At 33.7% G+C, this 15,013-nt stretch carries 12 protein-coding genes; 4 read left to right on the forward strand and 8 right to left on the reverse strand.

The window, feature by feature from the left end:
• Positions 1-3 precede the first annotated feature (3 nt).
• Together dcd and mltA are read right to left on the reverse strand one after the other, a co-directional pair.
• Complete coding sequence (gene dcd, locus A9G41_RS06830; RefSeq protein ID WP_065567715.1) at positions 4-585, reverse strand: dCTP deaminase; 582 nt, start codon at positions 583-585, stop codon at positions 4-6.
• 70 nt (positions 586-655) lie between these two features.
• The gene (gene mltA, locus A9G41_RS06835; protein ID WP_081302113.1) at positions 656-1,756 is read right to left on the reverse strand and encodes a murein transglycosylase A; all 1,101 of its coding nucleotides are present in this window, start codon (positions 1,754-1,756) and stop codon (positions 656-658) included.
• A 196-nt stretch (positions 1,757-1,952) separates the two neighbouring features.
• Between mltA and cycA the strand changes: the two genes are divergently transcribed.
• Positions 1,953-3,323: a D-serine/D-alanine/glycine transporter gene (cycA, locus tag A9G41_RS06840; protein ID WP_065567716.1), complete on the forward strand. Its 1,371-nt coding sequence runs from the start codon at positions 1,953-1,955 to the stop codon at positions 3,321-3,323.
• A gap of 46 nt (positions 3,324-3,369) precedes the next feature.
• Here cycA and A9G41_RS06845 read toward each other — a convergent pair whose 3' ends face one another.
• A complete protein-coding gene (locus tag A9G41_RS06845; RefSeq protein ID WP_065567717.1) occupies positions 3,370-4,395 on the reverse strand; it encodes a TerC/Alx family metal homeostasis membrane protein in 1,026 nt (341 codons plus the stop codon).
• Between the two features lie 181 nt (positions 4,396-4,576).
• Here A9G41_RS06845 and dacB point away from each other — a divergent pair, with 181 nt between their 5' ends.
• Positions 4,577-6,013 (forward strand): serine-type D-Ala-D-Ala carboxypeptidase, encoded by a 1,437-nt coding sequence (gene dacB / locus A9G41_RS06850; RefSeq protein ID WP_065581641.1) that lies wholly within the window; start codon positions 4,577-4,579, stop codon positions 6,011-6,013.
• A 58-nt stretch (positions 6,014-6,071) separates the two neighbouring features.
• On the opposite strand, the gene A9G41_RS06855 is transcribed toward dacB, so the two are convergent.
• Both A9G41_RS06855 and A9G41_RS06860 read right to left on the reverse strand, forming a co-directional pair.
• Positions 6,072-7,907: an ABC transporter ATP-binding protein gene (locus A9G41_RS06855; RefSeq protein ID WP_065581640.1), complete on the reverse strand. Its 1,836-nt coding sequence runs from the start codon at positions 7,905-7,907 to the stop codon at positions 6,072-6,074.
• A gap of 254 nt (positions 7,908-8,161) precedes the next feature.
• On the reverse strand, positions 8,162-8,854 hold the full coding sequence (locus A9G41_RS06860) for a LexA family transcriptional regulator (RefSeq protein ID WP_065579741.1): 693 nt from the start codon (positions 8,852-8,854) through the stop codon (positions 8,162-8,164).
• Positions 8,855-9,471: 617 nt separating this feature from the next.
• On the opposite strand from A9G41_RS06860, the gene A9G41_RS13520 reads away from it, so the two are divergent.
• Together A9G41_RS13520 and A9G41_RS06865 are read left to right on the forward strand one after the other, a co-directional pair.
• Complete coding sequence (locus A9G41_RS13520; protein WP_081302112.1) at positions 9,472-9,648, forward strand: Sec-independent protein translocase subunit TatA; 177 nt, start codon at positions 9,472-9,474, stop codon at positions 9,646-9,648.
• A 14-nt stretch (positions 9,649-9,662) separates the two neighbouring features.
• A complete protein-coding gene (locus A9G41_RS06865) occupies positions 9,663-10,847 on the forward strand; it encodes an FAD-dependent monooxygenase (RefSeq protein ID WP_065581639.1) in 1,185 nt (394 codons plus the stop codon).
• 616 nt (positions 10,848-11,463) lie between these two features.
• Here the strand turns inward: A9G41_RS06865 and A9G41_RS06870 are convergent.
• From A9G41_RS06870 to pheA, 3 genes are all read right to left on the reverse strand, one after another.
• The gene (locus A9G41_RS06870; protein WP_075539472.1) at positions 11,464-12,648 is read right to left on the reverse strand and encodes an MFS transporter; all 1,185 of its coding nucleotides are present in this window, start codon (positions 12,646-12,648) and stop codon (positions 11,464-11,466) included.
• A 68-nt stretch (positions 12,649-12,716) separates the two neighbouring features.
• Positions 12,717-13,760 (reverse strand): A/G-specific adenine glycosylase, encoded by a 1,044-nt coding sequence (gene mutY / locus A9G41_RS06875; RefSeq protein ID WP_075539473.1) that lies wholly within the window; start codon positions 13,758-13,760, stop codon positions 12,717-12,719.
• A 5-nt stretch (positions 13,761-13,765) separates the two neighbouring features.
• Positions 13,766-14,917 (reverse strand): bifunctional chorismate mutase/prephenate dehydratase, encoded by a 1,152-nt coding sequence (gene pheA, locus A9G41_RS06880; protein ID WP_075539474.1) that lies wholly within the window; start codon positions 14,915-14,917, stop codon positions 13,766-13,768.
• Between the last annotated feature and the right edge of the window lie 96 nt (positions 14,918-15,013).

Here is a 15,013-nt window from a genome sequence, read left to right on the forward strand (position 1 = left end):
TGTTTAGTCTTTATCAATACGACTGGCGACAGCGCCATGTTGGTCTTTATATTTTGCATCTTGCCTTCGATTGTATGGTCTTGCAGCCGCTCCAGTTAATGTTTCAAAACTAAGCGCTCCGATTGTCATTCCAGGTCTAAGTGCTAATGGAATTTTCCCTGAGTTATAGAATTCCAAAACAATTTGCCCTTGCCAACCAGGATCAATTCGATGTGCTGTAACGTGAACCATCAGCCCTAGCCTAGCAAGCGATGAACGCCCATCTAACCAGCCAACCAGATCATCGGGAATAGTGACTGATTCTAAGGTTACGGCTAATGCTAATTCTCCTGGATGCAAATAGAAAGCATCGCTTTCAGCTAATACAATTTCCTCGCTCATCACTCGTTCCAATACCGCAGCAACTTCTTCTTTAGGACCACTTAAATCGATATAAGGTGTGGTATGCTCTCGGAAAGTTCGAAACTGGTTACCTAATCTAATATCAACAGTTGCACCATTAATACAACTTGCTGCTGGTTGTGGTGTGATTTTTAATTTACCGTTTTGTAAATATGCTTCGATATCTCGGTCGCATAATCTCATAAGTAATCCTTAATTCAGCTTGTATTTCTTTATTCTAACAGGAACTTTGAATGTCGTCGATGTTAGTTGTTTAAGGTTTTAGCAACCATGCGCGGCCATAGTGATTATAGTATCCCGCTAATTTGCCAGGTTGATCACCTACCCCTAGATAAAGGTCAAAATGCTGCCCTTTAATTGCACCACCTACATCAAGAGCAACCATTAAACGATTTTCTCGCCTACCACGATATTGCCCATCGCTATCAAGCAGAGGCACGTCAACCAGTACTACAGAACCCATTGGTATTAATGATTTATCAGAGGCGATAGAAGCATTGGCAATTAAGGGAACATTAGCGGCCCCTTTTACTTCGGTATTATATTTGGGTTCAAAAAAAACGAATGAATGGTTTTGAACCAATAATTCTTTAATTTTTTCCTCATTTTTATTCTTAGCCCAATCTTTGATAGCCTGTATCGACATTCTTTCTTTTTCGATTTCACCTTGTTCTACTAGCAATCGGCCAATACTTGAATAACCATGTCCATTTTTACCACCATAACTAAAGAAAACTAAAGGTAAATCATCTTCAAAATCAACATAGGCACTACCTTGCACTTCCATAATGAAATTATCTATCAAAGAATTACTGTATGCTATTTCAAGACCTTTATTGGCAAGAATACCATTATAAATTTGCTCTCGATTTGGTAATTGTTTTTCTTCACTAACGGGCATTTTATAAATAGGATATTTAAAATCTGTAGTTAGCTCATGTCTTGCTTTAATGATTGGAGTATAATAACCTGTCATATGGACATTTCCATACCCATCTTGCCCCGACATTTCATAACTTTTAAGCCCAACTTTGCTAAATTCGTCAGTTCCTAAGGAACGATTAATCCAATCATCTATCGCTTTATAGATATGTTCATTTTTAAGATACAAAGAGGGCGATGACGACTTGATTTTGGCAATTTGAATCATGTAGTCTGAAATATTTACTGGAATAGCTAATTGTGGATAGCTTACGTTAAACGGAAAAAAGAGGTTGCCATCTTTATATTGTTGACCTTGTTTGACAGGTTTATTTACATTGCTTTGGCTACTAGTTAGAAGAGATAAAATAAATAAAGAGCATAAAGTACATAAAACATAAAAACGATAATAGCGACGTTTCTTTTCTTTCATCTTGATAGATTATTATAATAAGTTAAGTATCATTGTTAGTTATGCTACACAATTCTATTATAAGAAACTACCAATAATTATGGTGTAGTCATAAAAAGTTTTCATAAAAATTCAACTTGCGATTTTATTCTATAGACTTTATAGTCCTATATTCTTTATTAAATTAAGAAATTGAGCAAATAAAAGGAAAATAGCGATGAGCGCTTCCTCAAAGCATGATCTAAAACGGAACCTTTCTAACCGCCATATTCAATTAATTGCAATTAGTGGTGCTATAGGTACCGGCTTATTTATGGGCTCAGGAAAGACAATTAGCCTTGCAGGGCCGTCTATTATTTTTGTCTATATGGTTATTGGATTTGTTCTATTTTTTGTTATGCGAGCGATGGGAGAAATTCTGCTTTCTAATTTAAAGTATAAATCTTTTAGTGATTTCTCTAACGACCTTTTAGGGCCTTGGGCAGGATTTTTCACTGGTTGGACTTATTGGTTTTGTTGGGTAGTTACAGGAATTGCAGATGTTATTGCAATTGCTGGTTATGCTCAATATTGGTTTCCCGAACTGCAATCTTGGATACCAATGTTATTAACAGTTACCTTACTATTAACCTTAAACCTATTAACAGTAAAAATGTTTGGTGAGACAGAATTCTGGTTTTCAATGATCAAAATTATTGCTATTTTAGCCTTGATTGGTATTGGAATAGTGCTTATTTTAACCTCTTTCCATTCTGAACAAACTAATAGCATAGCTACATTTTCAAATTTATGGGAATATGGTGGATTTTTCCCAAATGGAATTATGGGTTTTTTTGCTGGTTTTCAAATTGCAATCTTTGCTTTTGTAGGGATCGAGTTAGTGGGTACAACAGCAGCAGAAACAGTTGACCCAAACAAGAATTTGCCACGAGCTATTAACTCTGTACCTGTCCGAATCATATTTTTCTATGTTTTTGCTTTAATCATCATTATGAGCGTTACACCATGGACGTTAATTTCTCCAAATAAAAGTCCATTTGTTGAATTATTTACATTAATTGGTTTACCAGCAGCTGCAAGTATCATTAATTTTGTCGTATTAACATCAGCAGCATCTTCCGCTAATAGCGGTATTTACTCTACAAGCAGAATGCTATTTGGGCTAGCTAAAAAACAAGATGCTCCTGAGCCTTTTGGTAAATTATCAACTCGCTCGGTACCCGCTAATGGTTTACTGTTTTCATGTGCTTGCTTATTTGGTGGCGTAGTTTTGATTTATTTAGTACCTAATGTCATGGAAGCTTTTACTATAGTAACCACCATTTCAGCTATTTTATTTATGTTTATTTGGTCAATGATTCTTATTTCTTATATTGCTTATCGTCGTAAAAAAATAAAATTGCATGAACAATCTAAATTTAAAATGCCTGGTGGTATTTTTATGAGTGGTGTTTGTTTAGCTTTTTTTGTTTTTATGATTGTATTGCTTACTTTTGAAGCCGATACTCGCCAAGCACTAGTGGCCACTCCGATTTGGTTTATTATTTTAGCTGTGAGTTATTACATTCGCTCTTTAAAACGCAGATAAATCTAAAAATAAAAAGGCGAGTGATCCTGCCTTTTTATTTTTGTAATTATTGATCTTTATTTTTTACCGGCCAAATAATACTAGCAATAATACCCAAAGTTAAGATGCCTAAAATGACATAAAGACTTGTGGTTGGATCTATATCTATACCACACCCAAATAAATGATTACTTGCATTTAAAGCTAGTTTCCCTGCAATAAAAAAAAGTAAGCAAATCACCGCCTTACTAAGATGGACTAAATACTGTTGCATGGCTTGTAAAATAAAGTACATCGTTCTAAGACCTAAAATAGCGAAGATCATGGCGCTATAGACAATTAATGGTTCTTGGCTCACGGCAATTACTGCAGGAACTGAATCAAAAGCAAACATAACGTCACTTAATTCAATTACAACAATACATAAAAATAGTGGTGTAGCATAAAAAAGACTTTTAGGTATTTTATCAACTAAGTTATTGTTTTCAGCTTTTGCAAGCTCTATATCAAGCTGTTTTTGTGACAATAAAAAACTGTGGCCGACAATTTTTGGGTAAGTTGGAAAAATACGTTTGGCAATACGAAAAGCAAAGTGATTTGAATAATCTTTAATATTTTCGGCATTATCTTGATTTTTCAACATCATTATTCCCGTGCAAGCAACCAATATTGAAAACACCAACTCCATCCAAGGACCTAAATACAACAAACCTGTGCCAATTACGACAAATATGGCGCGAAATATAATAGCACCAATAACCCCCCAATAAAGTAAGCGATGGCGATAGTTATTTGGTACAGCAAACCATGAAAAAATAGCCATAATGACAAACAGATTATCGACCGATAAGGCTTTTTCAAGAACATAACCTGTAATAAATAAGCTGGCTATAGTGCTGCCATGGTGAATGTATAAAAATAGTGCAAATCCTAATGCAACCGCTATCCAAAATAGCGACCAAATAATAGCATTTTTTAAGCTGATTGGTTTATCGTTATGGTGAGCGTATAAATCAATAATAATTGCAGTCACGGCTAGCCCAACAAATACTAATATTGTTTCTATTGGAAAACCTAATGAATTTTGAATCATAGTTATATTACCTAGTATTAAAAGCTATATGAAGTTAACTTTTCTTTTGGCTATGTTAAATTATTCGATAGCACATAATTATAAAAGTGGTTGAGTATATATTGCTAGCTAAATCAAAAAAAGTTATATTTGCAAGTCACATTTAACTGTTTTAATTTAATAACATTTTGAGCAAGCATTCATGGCAAAATTCAGGGTAATAATTTTCTTTCTTCTTCCTTTTTTTTCAGGACTATTACATGCGCAACCAGTAGAGCCTTATATATCATCTTTACCTAAAGGAAGCGATTTGTCTATTCTGGTTCAATCTGTAGGAAGAAGCCCTAAGACATTAGCAAAATATAAAAGCGATCAATTCAAACACCCAGCCAGCACTCAAAAAGTGATAACCGCATTAGCTGCTGAGTTGGAATTAGGTCGAAATTTCCGATTTACAACACGCCTGCAAACTAATGGCGTTATTAGTAATAAACAATTAAATGGTGATCTTATTATTCAACTTAGCGGAGATCCCACTTTTACGCGAGCCAAATTAAAAACAATGATTGCTGAAATGCGCCAAAAAGGTATTGAAAAAATAGCAGGAAATATAATTTTAGATACTTCGATATTTACAAGCCATGACAAAGCTGCGGGGTGGTCATGGAATAATTTAACGGCTTGCTATAATGCCCCACCATCTGCAGCAATTATTGATGATAATTGTTTTTATGCAACTGTGACACCAAATAAAGTAGGTGAAAAAGCCTCAATATCTAAACCTACTAATATTCCAGTTACTGTAACAGCTGATGTAAAAACCATTGCAAAAAACAGTAAAGATCCCAATGATAGGTATTGTGAGTTGGATGTTAGCTATTTAGACAAAAATCGTTATCATTTATCAGGATGTATTGCTGCAAGCTCAGATAAAACACCATTAAAATTTGCAGTAATTGATGGGGTTGAATATTTTTCATCTATTTTAAAAAATGAACTTAAGCAACAAAAGATAACTTATACAGGATCGCTACTTCAACGCAAAGAAAAGAATAATGCTCAATTGACCTTACTCGCCTCTAGCCAATCAGCACCACTTTCAGAACTATTAACTGTCATGCTTAAAAAGTCAAATAATCTATATGCAGATGCTATTTTTAGAACCTTAGGCGCACATTACTATAATGTACAAGGCACATGGCGTAATGGTGGCGATGCAGTTAGACAAATTTTACGCAAAAAAGCAGGTATAAATTTAGAAAATTTAGTGATTGCTGATGGTTCGGGTTTGTCTAGGTTAAACTTGGTAAGCGCTGATAAATTAATGGAAATTTTACAATATATTTCAGCTAATGATTCTCAGCTAAAAATTATTGAAATGTTACCTATTGCAGGTATTGATGGTACATTAAAAAACCGTAAAAGCTTTAATCAGACACCGTTTAAAGAGACAATACGTGCTAAAACTGGTTATATTCAAGGTTGCTATAATTTAGCTGGATTTATCCAAAAACCTGATGGTAAATATGTAGCTTTCGTACAATTATTATCTGGTTATCAAGCGGATAATAAAAACGAATCAAAAAATAGTGCAATTATGCGTTTTGAATCAGAATTTTACAAAAAATTTATTAATTAAGCAGTGATAAGGACATTATAAGTTTAATGTCCTTATTTACTAATAAAAATGTATAAAATTAAATATTATCCCCTAAAAATCCACCGCTTTGATGTTTCCACAGCTGTGCATATAACCCATTTTTTATGAGTAATTCTTGGTGTGTGCCTTGCTCAATAATTTTACCTTGATCAAGTACAACTAACCTATCCATTGCAGCAATGGTTGATAAACGGTGGGCAATAGCAATAACGGTCTTACCTTCCATTAACGTATATAAGCTTTCCTGAATTGCTTGCTCAATTTCGGAATCCAGTGCGCTTGTTGCTTCATCTAACAATAAAATAGGCGCATTTTTAAGAATGACCCGAGCAATTGCAATGCGTTGTCTTTGACCACCAGATAATTTTATACCTCGTTCACCTACAAATGCGTCATATCCTGTTTTACCTTTTGCATCAACTAATGTTTGAATAAAGTTATCTGCATGAGCTTTTTGTGCGGCTTTTATCATTTCTTCTTCTGAAGCATTATTGTTACCATAAAGTAAGTTTTCTCTTACTGAGCGATGTAACAACGAGGTATCTTGTGTTACCATGCCAATTTGAGCGCGCAGGCTTTCTTGAGTAACAGTGGTAATATCCTGACCGTCAATAACAATTTCACCACTTTGTAAATCATAAAAACGGAGTAATAAATTAATAAGCGTTGACTTTCCTGCTCCTGATCGGCCAACTAAACCAATTTTTTCGCCTGGTTTTATCGTTAGGTCTAAATTCTCAATTACTGAGCTACGTTTTTTCTCATCATAACTAAAATAAATATGTTTAAACTCAATTTTACCTTGAGTTACATTAAGCTTAGGCGCATTTGGTTGATCAATCACTGCTTTAGCGACAGAAAACGTATTAATGCCATCTTTTACTACACCAATATTTTCAAATAGCGCTGCTATTTCCCACATAATCCAGTGTGAAAAACCATTTAATCGAAGTGCTACTGCTGTTGCTGTGGCAATTGCGCCAATACCAATTAATTGATTTGTCCATAGCCACAAGGCAACACCTGTTGTGCTTAGCACTAAGGAAATGGACAATAAATGATTTACTATTTCAAAACTACTGACTAGCCGCATTTGTTTATTAACAGTAACTAAAAACTCATTCATCGATTCTTGAGCGTATTTTGCCTCATTACCTGCATGAGAAAATAGTTTTACTGTTATAATGTTGGTATAAGCATCGGTGACTCGCCCAGTCATTGTCGAACGAGCGTCCGCTTGTGCACTTGCTACTTTACTTAAACGAGGAATAAAATAATACATAGCAATGCCATAAATTAGACACCAGATCATAAATGGCACTAATAACAAAAGATCTAATTGCCCGATGATTGTAGCCATAGTAATAAACGAAATAAGAACATAGATAAAAATATCTGCCACTAAAAAACAAGTATCACGAACTGCGAGTGCCGTTTGCATGACTTTTGCCGATATTCTTCCAGCAAATTCATCTTGAAAAAAACGCATACTTTGATTAAGCACTAACCGATGCAGGTTCCACCGCAATCGCATTGGAAAATTTCCAGCTAGGCACTGATGTTTAATAATCGTTTGTAGCCCAATAATAATGGTACTTCCTATAATGATTAGGGCTAACAGCGCTAATGTTGTTTTTTCTTGTTGCCAAAATTTGCTAGGTTCAACAACTGAAAGCCAATCAATAACTTTACCAAGGGCAGCATATAAAAAAGCTTCAAAAGCACCGCCTAATGCGCTAAAAATAATTAATAGCAACAGAAATAAGCGAGTCCCTTTCGCTGATTGCCATATGAAACTAAAAAAGTTTCTAGCCATAGGTTGAGGTTCATCTTTTGGATAAGATGACACCAATTTTTCAAAAAATTGATACATATTAGACCTGATTCATCATAGCGTTTTTTATTAATACTACTATTAATAATATAAAAAAATAGAGGTAGTGCAAATAGGCATATGTTGCCTTTGAATCTCAATTTATCTGGAATTTCCAATTAATATCATTTAGCTATCTGATTGCTATTAATGGGTTTATCAATATAGAAGAAATCAATGAGGGAACAAAATATCTAATATTCCCTCTAACTTCCAATTATATATTGAAAGTTAATATATAGCTATTAAAGGTATTAAAATATGTCTTTAATAAGAAGAACAACACGGCCTACAATATGATATTTATGAAAATCTGACTTGGGAACTTCAATGGTTGGATTCTGGCTATTATTACAAATTAATAACCAACCATTAAGTGTTAAACGAACCTTTCTTAAAAAGGTAATATCTTCGTATTCAATTAGATAAATTGCACCATCAACAATACCTGTTATTTCAGTGTTAAGAATTAGTCCATTATTGTTTTCGATTTCTGGTGACATTAAATCGCCTTTGGCCCAGTATATAATTAATTTTTTAGCATCTAAGCCACGGTGCTTAGCCCAGCCCTCAATGATAGGATAATTCATCAATGGAGGGGTTTCTCTTACAAAACGTTCTTTTTGTGCTTCCTCTTTTGTTGGTAGTTGTTTATTATAAACAGGAATGCGATAAATATTTTCGCTATAGATATCTTCATCGCTATTTTTAGAATCTACAAACTCTAGTTTATGACCAGTAGCAAGCCAATTAAAAGAAACATTACATTTTTCAGCGATGACTTCCAAACGTGTCAGTGAAGGGTAAGTTTTGCCAGATAAGTAGTCTCGAATTACCGTTTCGGACATATCGCATTTTTTAGCGAAGGCTGAAACAGATAAACCTTGCATAGAGCTGAGCAATCTATCTTTAAAAGTTTTAACATTATTATTTTTAATTGTATTCATCTTTAATCCATTATATCTATCACTAGTTTATTAATTATAGTGCATTTTTTTATAGTTTTGTATATACCTATTATTTGGAATAACCGATTAAATTAATTTTATTTTTTTCACTTTTTCGTTTTTTTAAAATTTATATTTTTGTATTTCTCGTTTTTTAATGTATTGGTAAAAACAGTTGAAGAAAATAATTATTCTTTGTTTTTTGTTTGTTTATTTGTTTTTTTCTGCGAAAAAAGTATTTTTTATGATTATTTATACTTTTTTTATTTAAAATTGACATTAATCAAAATTTAATAGTAGCAATCAAAATCATTAACTAATTGTTTTTTAAAAATTTAAATCAAAACTCACATAATAACCAAACAAGCCAATAACAAATAAAAACGATTGACTAAAGCGAAAAAAAATGGATAATAAGCAGGGTAAGGATTTTTCATTGTTTTCTTTCCTTATATTCCTTATATTTCATGTTGGCCTGTATAGTTTTATACAGGTCTTTTTTTATTCTTGAACTATTTATGAAATCCCTTCATAAAAAGAGTATAATGATCACTCCATAAAATATGTTCTAAAGTCTACCCTAAATAGAGCGTTATATTTATTAAGAGGATTTGATTATGTCTTTTAGTATTCCACACCTTTTAGTGTTTCTTGCTGTCGTTATTTTATTATTTGGCACTAAAAAGTTGCGTAATTTAGGTTCTGATCTTGGTTCAGCATTAAAAGGCTTCAAGAAAGCAATGAATGATGATGATATTGAAACCCAAAATGATGATAAGTTAGATAACAAATAGTTTTGCTTCTAGGTATGAATATTCAATTTGATGTAGCAATTGTAGGGGGCGGATTAGTTGGTTTAGCAACTGCTTGCGCACTTAGCCAATACGCGCTAAAAATAGCGATTATAGATACTAAAATTCACCAGCACCAATCTTTCTCACAGAATGAAATAGGCATTAGAGCCTCAGCTATTAATGGCGCAAGTCAACATTACTTTTCGCAAATAGGTATATGGAATGATTTGTGTGCAAGTAAACGTGTACAAGAGTTTACTGAAATAGGTGTATGGGAAAAAAATGGCCAAGCTCATTTATCTGCTCATGCCAAAGATTATGGGTATTCTAATCTTGGCTATATAATCGAAAATAATATTATCTCTCATCACCTTTACCAATATGCTTTAAATTGTAGCAATATTAATATTTATAATTGCGAGGCAATTGATTGTGCATTTAATGATGATTTTGCTTTTTTGACACTTGCTAATAAAGCTATCTTACAAACTAAATTACTAATTGGTGCAGATGGCGCTCATTCTTGGGTACGTCGATGCAAAAATATTCCTGTTTTTGAACGTGATTATCTGCATCATGCTGTTATTACAACGGTTGAAACCGAGTACCCTCACCAATCTTGTGCAAGGCAGATTTTTTATCCAAATGGTATTGTGGCTTTTCTGCCCCTGTGGCAGGCCAACAAAAGTTGTTTGGTTTGGTCAACAAAACCAGATAATGCGACTAGTTTAGCTTCTCTATCTGAATCAGAGTTTTCTGATAAGTTATTTCGGTTAACTGGCGATAAAGTCGGTCAATGTCAGTTAATTAACCCTCGTATGGTATTTCCATTAAAAGCCCGCATTGCAAAACAATTTATTCAACATCGGCTTGTCTTAATTGGTGATGCGGCTCATACCATTCATCCTTTAGCTGGGCAAGGTGTAAATTTAGGGTTTCAAGATTCTGCATTATTAGTCTCAACAATTAAAACATTAATCGATGAACAAAAAGATATTGGTTTAGTTTGCAATTTAAAACCATTTCAGTTTACTCGCCGTAAAGATACTTTAGTGATGTTAGCAGCAATGCAAACAATTCAAGATATGTTTAATGGTGATAACTTGCTTAAAAAGATGATAAGAACAGTAGGAATGAATACTATTGATTGTTGTTCTCCAATAAAAAAACAAATTATCAAATATGCTATGCGTATTTAATCGCTATCTTTTAATAATTCTTGTGGTTTTGCTACAAGAATTAATCATATTATTTTAAAACAGCTTGATAACATCTTAATATAAAATAGGATATAGGAACAGATGAAATCTAATAAGACGCACATTATGCAGATGTTAACTAAATATAATCCAATCTACATCACCAGCGATTAGCTCATACTTGAGCTAAATAAACTATTGTACATTAAGCGATGATAATTAGTTACGATATTGTTGTTCAAATATAGTCATTTTTATATCCTTATCTAAAATTACGATTTGCTTTTATGTATATCTTGTTTTTTATTTAATGCTTAGATTTTTCAATAATTTTTCTAACTGTCATTTCATCAAATATTTTTGGTAAATAGCCACACAGGCCTCCGTTCTGGAAAGCAAATTAGCCATGTTTTTTATTATTCGCAACATCGATGTTATGTAACAAGTCATTTTTATGATTAACCGCTATAGACTTCTGGATATCTTTTACAAAGTATTAAACATAACACCCATTGAATATAAAACACTAAAATAAGCCACATGATTTTTATATGAATTAAGTATTAACCCTCGGGAGGTAACACAGATAATAAACCATTTACTTTTGTTAATAACTTTAAGATTTTTGATGAGTTTTAATATAAAAAAGCCAACTAGTAATGCCTAATATTGCCAAGGAAGTGCTTGCAATAATTATCGCTTTCCATCCGTAATGGCTAAACAAATAAGTCGATCCAGCAGAGCCTAGCATTCCACCAATAAAATAACATACCATATAACCCGTGTTCATTCGGCTACGTGCTTCTGGTCTGATTTGATAAATAGCATTCATATTAGAAACATGGGTAACTTGTACGGCAAAATCTAATAAAACCACACCTAGAATTAAAGCAGTAATTGAATATTGAGCGAATGAAAGTGGTAGCCAAGATAATAGTAATAAGCTTAATCCAATGGTTGTTGCAATATAACCTTTGCCTTTGTCTGACAGTTTTCCAACTATTGGCGATCCCATCGCGCCTGCAGCTCCCGCTAATCCAAATAAACCAATCATAAAATCAGAATAGTGATATGGTGTATTAGTTAACAAAAAGGCAAGTGGTGTCCATAATAATGAAAATAGTGAAAATGAGATAATAGCTAATAATGAACGAATTCTTAATATCGGTTCTTGTTTATATAATGAACCAATTGAGCATAAAAGCTGAAAATAATTAATATTAATGGTATTACTATATTTTGGTAGTGAAATCGAAAGTAGTAGTGTCACAATAATCATAACACCTGTTGCAATCCAATATACGCCATGCCAATCCGCAATTGAGGATATAGCGCCAGCAAAAGTTCTTCCCAATAAAATACCTAGTAACATACCGCTCATTAAAGTACCAACAACTTTACCCCGATGATCTGGCCTTGAGAGCGTTGCCGCAAAGGGTATTAAAACTTGAGCAACCGTTGAAAATAAGCCTGTCATTGCGGTACCGATGATAAGCATCCATATATTTTTAGATAATGCGCTTACCATAAGTCCACAAGTGGATAATATCATTAAAATAATAATTAATCGCTTACGCTCTACCTTATCACCAAGTGGTGTAATAAATAGCAAGCCTATGGCATAGCTAAATTGTGCAGCCATAATGATTGCTCCAGCATGTTCTACTTTTATATGCAGATTATTTGTAATTGAATGTAATAGCGGTTGAGCGTAATAATTGCTAGCAATTGTAATACCAATAGCAAATGCCATTAAAAAGACTAAGTAGCCAGATAAGCCTTGATGTTGTTTGTTTTGCATAATTAAATAGAATTAAAAATAATCAGTAATTATATCCTAAAAATAGCATGAGTATTGATAAACAAACGTTAACAAGACGTTTGTTTTAATAAGTTATAAACAGGTGTTGCAAGCCCTATTTTTGCATTGTCGGATTTTAGGTTATACCAATAACCGCAAGGTTGTTCCCAACATTTTGTATGTTTAGTAATTACACAATAAATTGGAACAATATCTAAGTGAAAGTGGCTAAATGTATGGCGAAATGCAATAAGTTGCTTGGGTTTTGTGGTTTCAATACCTTGTTTTTTTAACCAGTCAGTTAATGCTTGCTGGCTTGCAAACTGAGGCAAGCAGTATAATCCGCCCCATATGCCAGACGGAGGTCTTTTTTCAAGCCAAATCGTATTATTATATTCCAGCATTAAAAAATAGGCTGTCTTTGCAGGAATGGTGCTTTTAGTTTTTTTGGTTGGGTATTGTTGCCAACTTTCTGTCTTATAAGCTAAGCAATTACCATGCAAAGGACATAAAGTACACTTAGGTTTACTGCGAGTACAAACCGTTGCACCTATATCCATCATGGCTTGATTAAACTTTGCAACATCTTGCTTAGGTGTCACTCGCTCGCTTAATTCCCAGAGCTTATTTTCAATCTTTTTAATACCTGGCCAGCCTTCAACAGCAAAATATCGAGTGAGCACACGTTTTACATTACCATCTAAAATGGGGTAATGCTGGTTTTGCGAAAGAGATAAAATAGCGCCAGCAGTTGAACGCCCCACACCTGACAGCGCCACCACATCATCAAATTGTGTTGGAAATGAGCCATTAAATTTTTCCGCAATTGTTTGTGCTGCCTTATGTAAATTGCGCGCTCTTGCATAGTAACCAAGCCCAGTCCAAAGATGTAATACATCATCAAGTGGTGCTTGTGCTAGGTCTGTTATCTTAGGAAATTGCTTAATAAATCGGTTAAAGTAAGGAATCACCGTTGCAACTTGTGTTTGTTGCAACATCACTTCTGATAACCAAACATGATAGGCGCTTTTTTCGAGTTGCCATGGTAATGATTTTCTACCATACTTCTCATACCAGTTAAGCACCGCTTGTGAAAAGTGTTGCATTGTCATAATGATTACATTATAGAAACAATAGAATCACTTGGATAGCATCCGAGCACTTTGGTATATAGTGTCATTGAAGCTAGCTCTTTAAGCGCTGTTTGCATTTCATAAGAATGAATGTTGCCATGTAAATCAATATAAAACATTTCTTCCCATGGTGTACCATGAATTGGACGAGATTCAAGCTTAGTCATGATGATATTATGATTGCGTAATACTAATAACGCATCAACTAAAGCACCAGCTTGTTGGCCTGTTTTCATTAAAATAGTGGTTTTAGCAGGAATTTGATCTGAAACAGCAATTGGTTGTCTTGCAAGCACGATAAAACGCGTTATGTTCTCTTTTTGATTAGCAAAGTTATGTTCAAGAACTTGTAATCCATATAATTCGCCACCATCCTTATTCCCCATTGCGGCAACATTCGGCTTATTCAATTTAGCAACGGTTTCCATTGCTGATGAAGTACTATCACAATATACAATCTTCCAATGAGGGTGACTTTCTAAGAAATTACTACATTGCTGGAAGGGTTGTGGGTGGCTATAAATAGTGTCGATTTGCTCTAATTGCGAATTCGGCATGGCAAGCACACAATGATCAATAGGTAATGAAAGTTCGCCAATAATATGCAAGTTGGTTTTTTGTAATAAGTCATAAACTTCGTTAATTGAACCAGAGCTAGAATTTTCTATCGGCAAAATTCCATAGTCGACTTCGCCCTTTTCAACCTTCTCAAATACATCTTTGAATGAAGTGCAACTAGATTCGATCATCTGATCTAAGTGAGCACTTGCATAACGGCGTGTTGCTGAATGTGAATAAGACCCCTTAGGTCCTAAAAAAGCAACTTTGGCTGTGGCGATAATATCGTCATTCAGTTTTTCTTGTAAAATTTTTTGTTGTAATAGGACTGAGTCTTCAATAATTAATTGATATAAACGTTTAATAAACACATCATCAAGATGATAGTTTTTCCCTTGATTAATTAATGAAATAATAAGTGAACGCTCACGCTCTATATCGCGAACAGGAATATTTGCTCCAATTTTTGTGTGAATAACTTGTGTTGAAAGATTACGCCGTTTAGCAATAAGCTCTAACAACATCTTATCAAGTTCATTAATTTTATCGCGTAAAGGTAACAAAGGATTTGTAGTCATTTTTATAATGATATTAAAAAAAAGATAGGTTGTATTATAACAAGCAAAAAAATAAAGGCACTATCGAAGTGCCTTTTTATTGCATCGAAAAAATAA

It is taken from the genome of Gilliamella sp. Nev5-1 (assembly GCF_001690895.1).
GTDB lineage: Bacteria > Pseudomonadota > Gammaproteobacteria > Enterobacterales > Orbaceae > Gilliamella > Gilliamella apicola_C.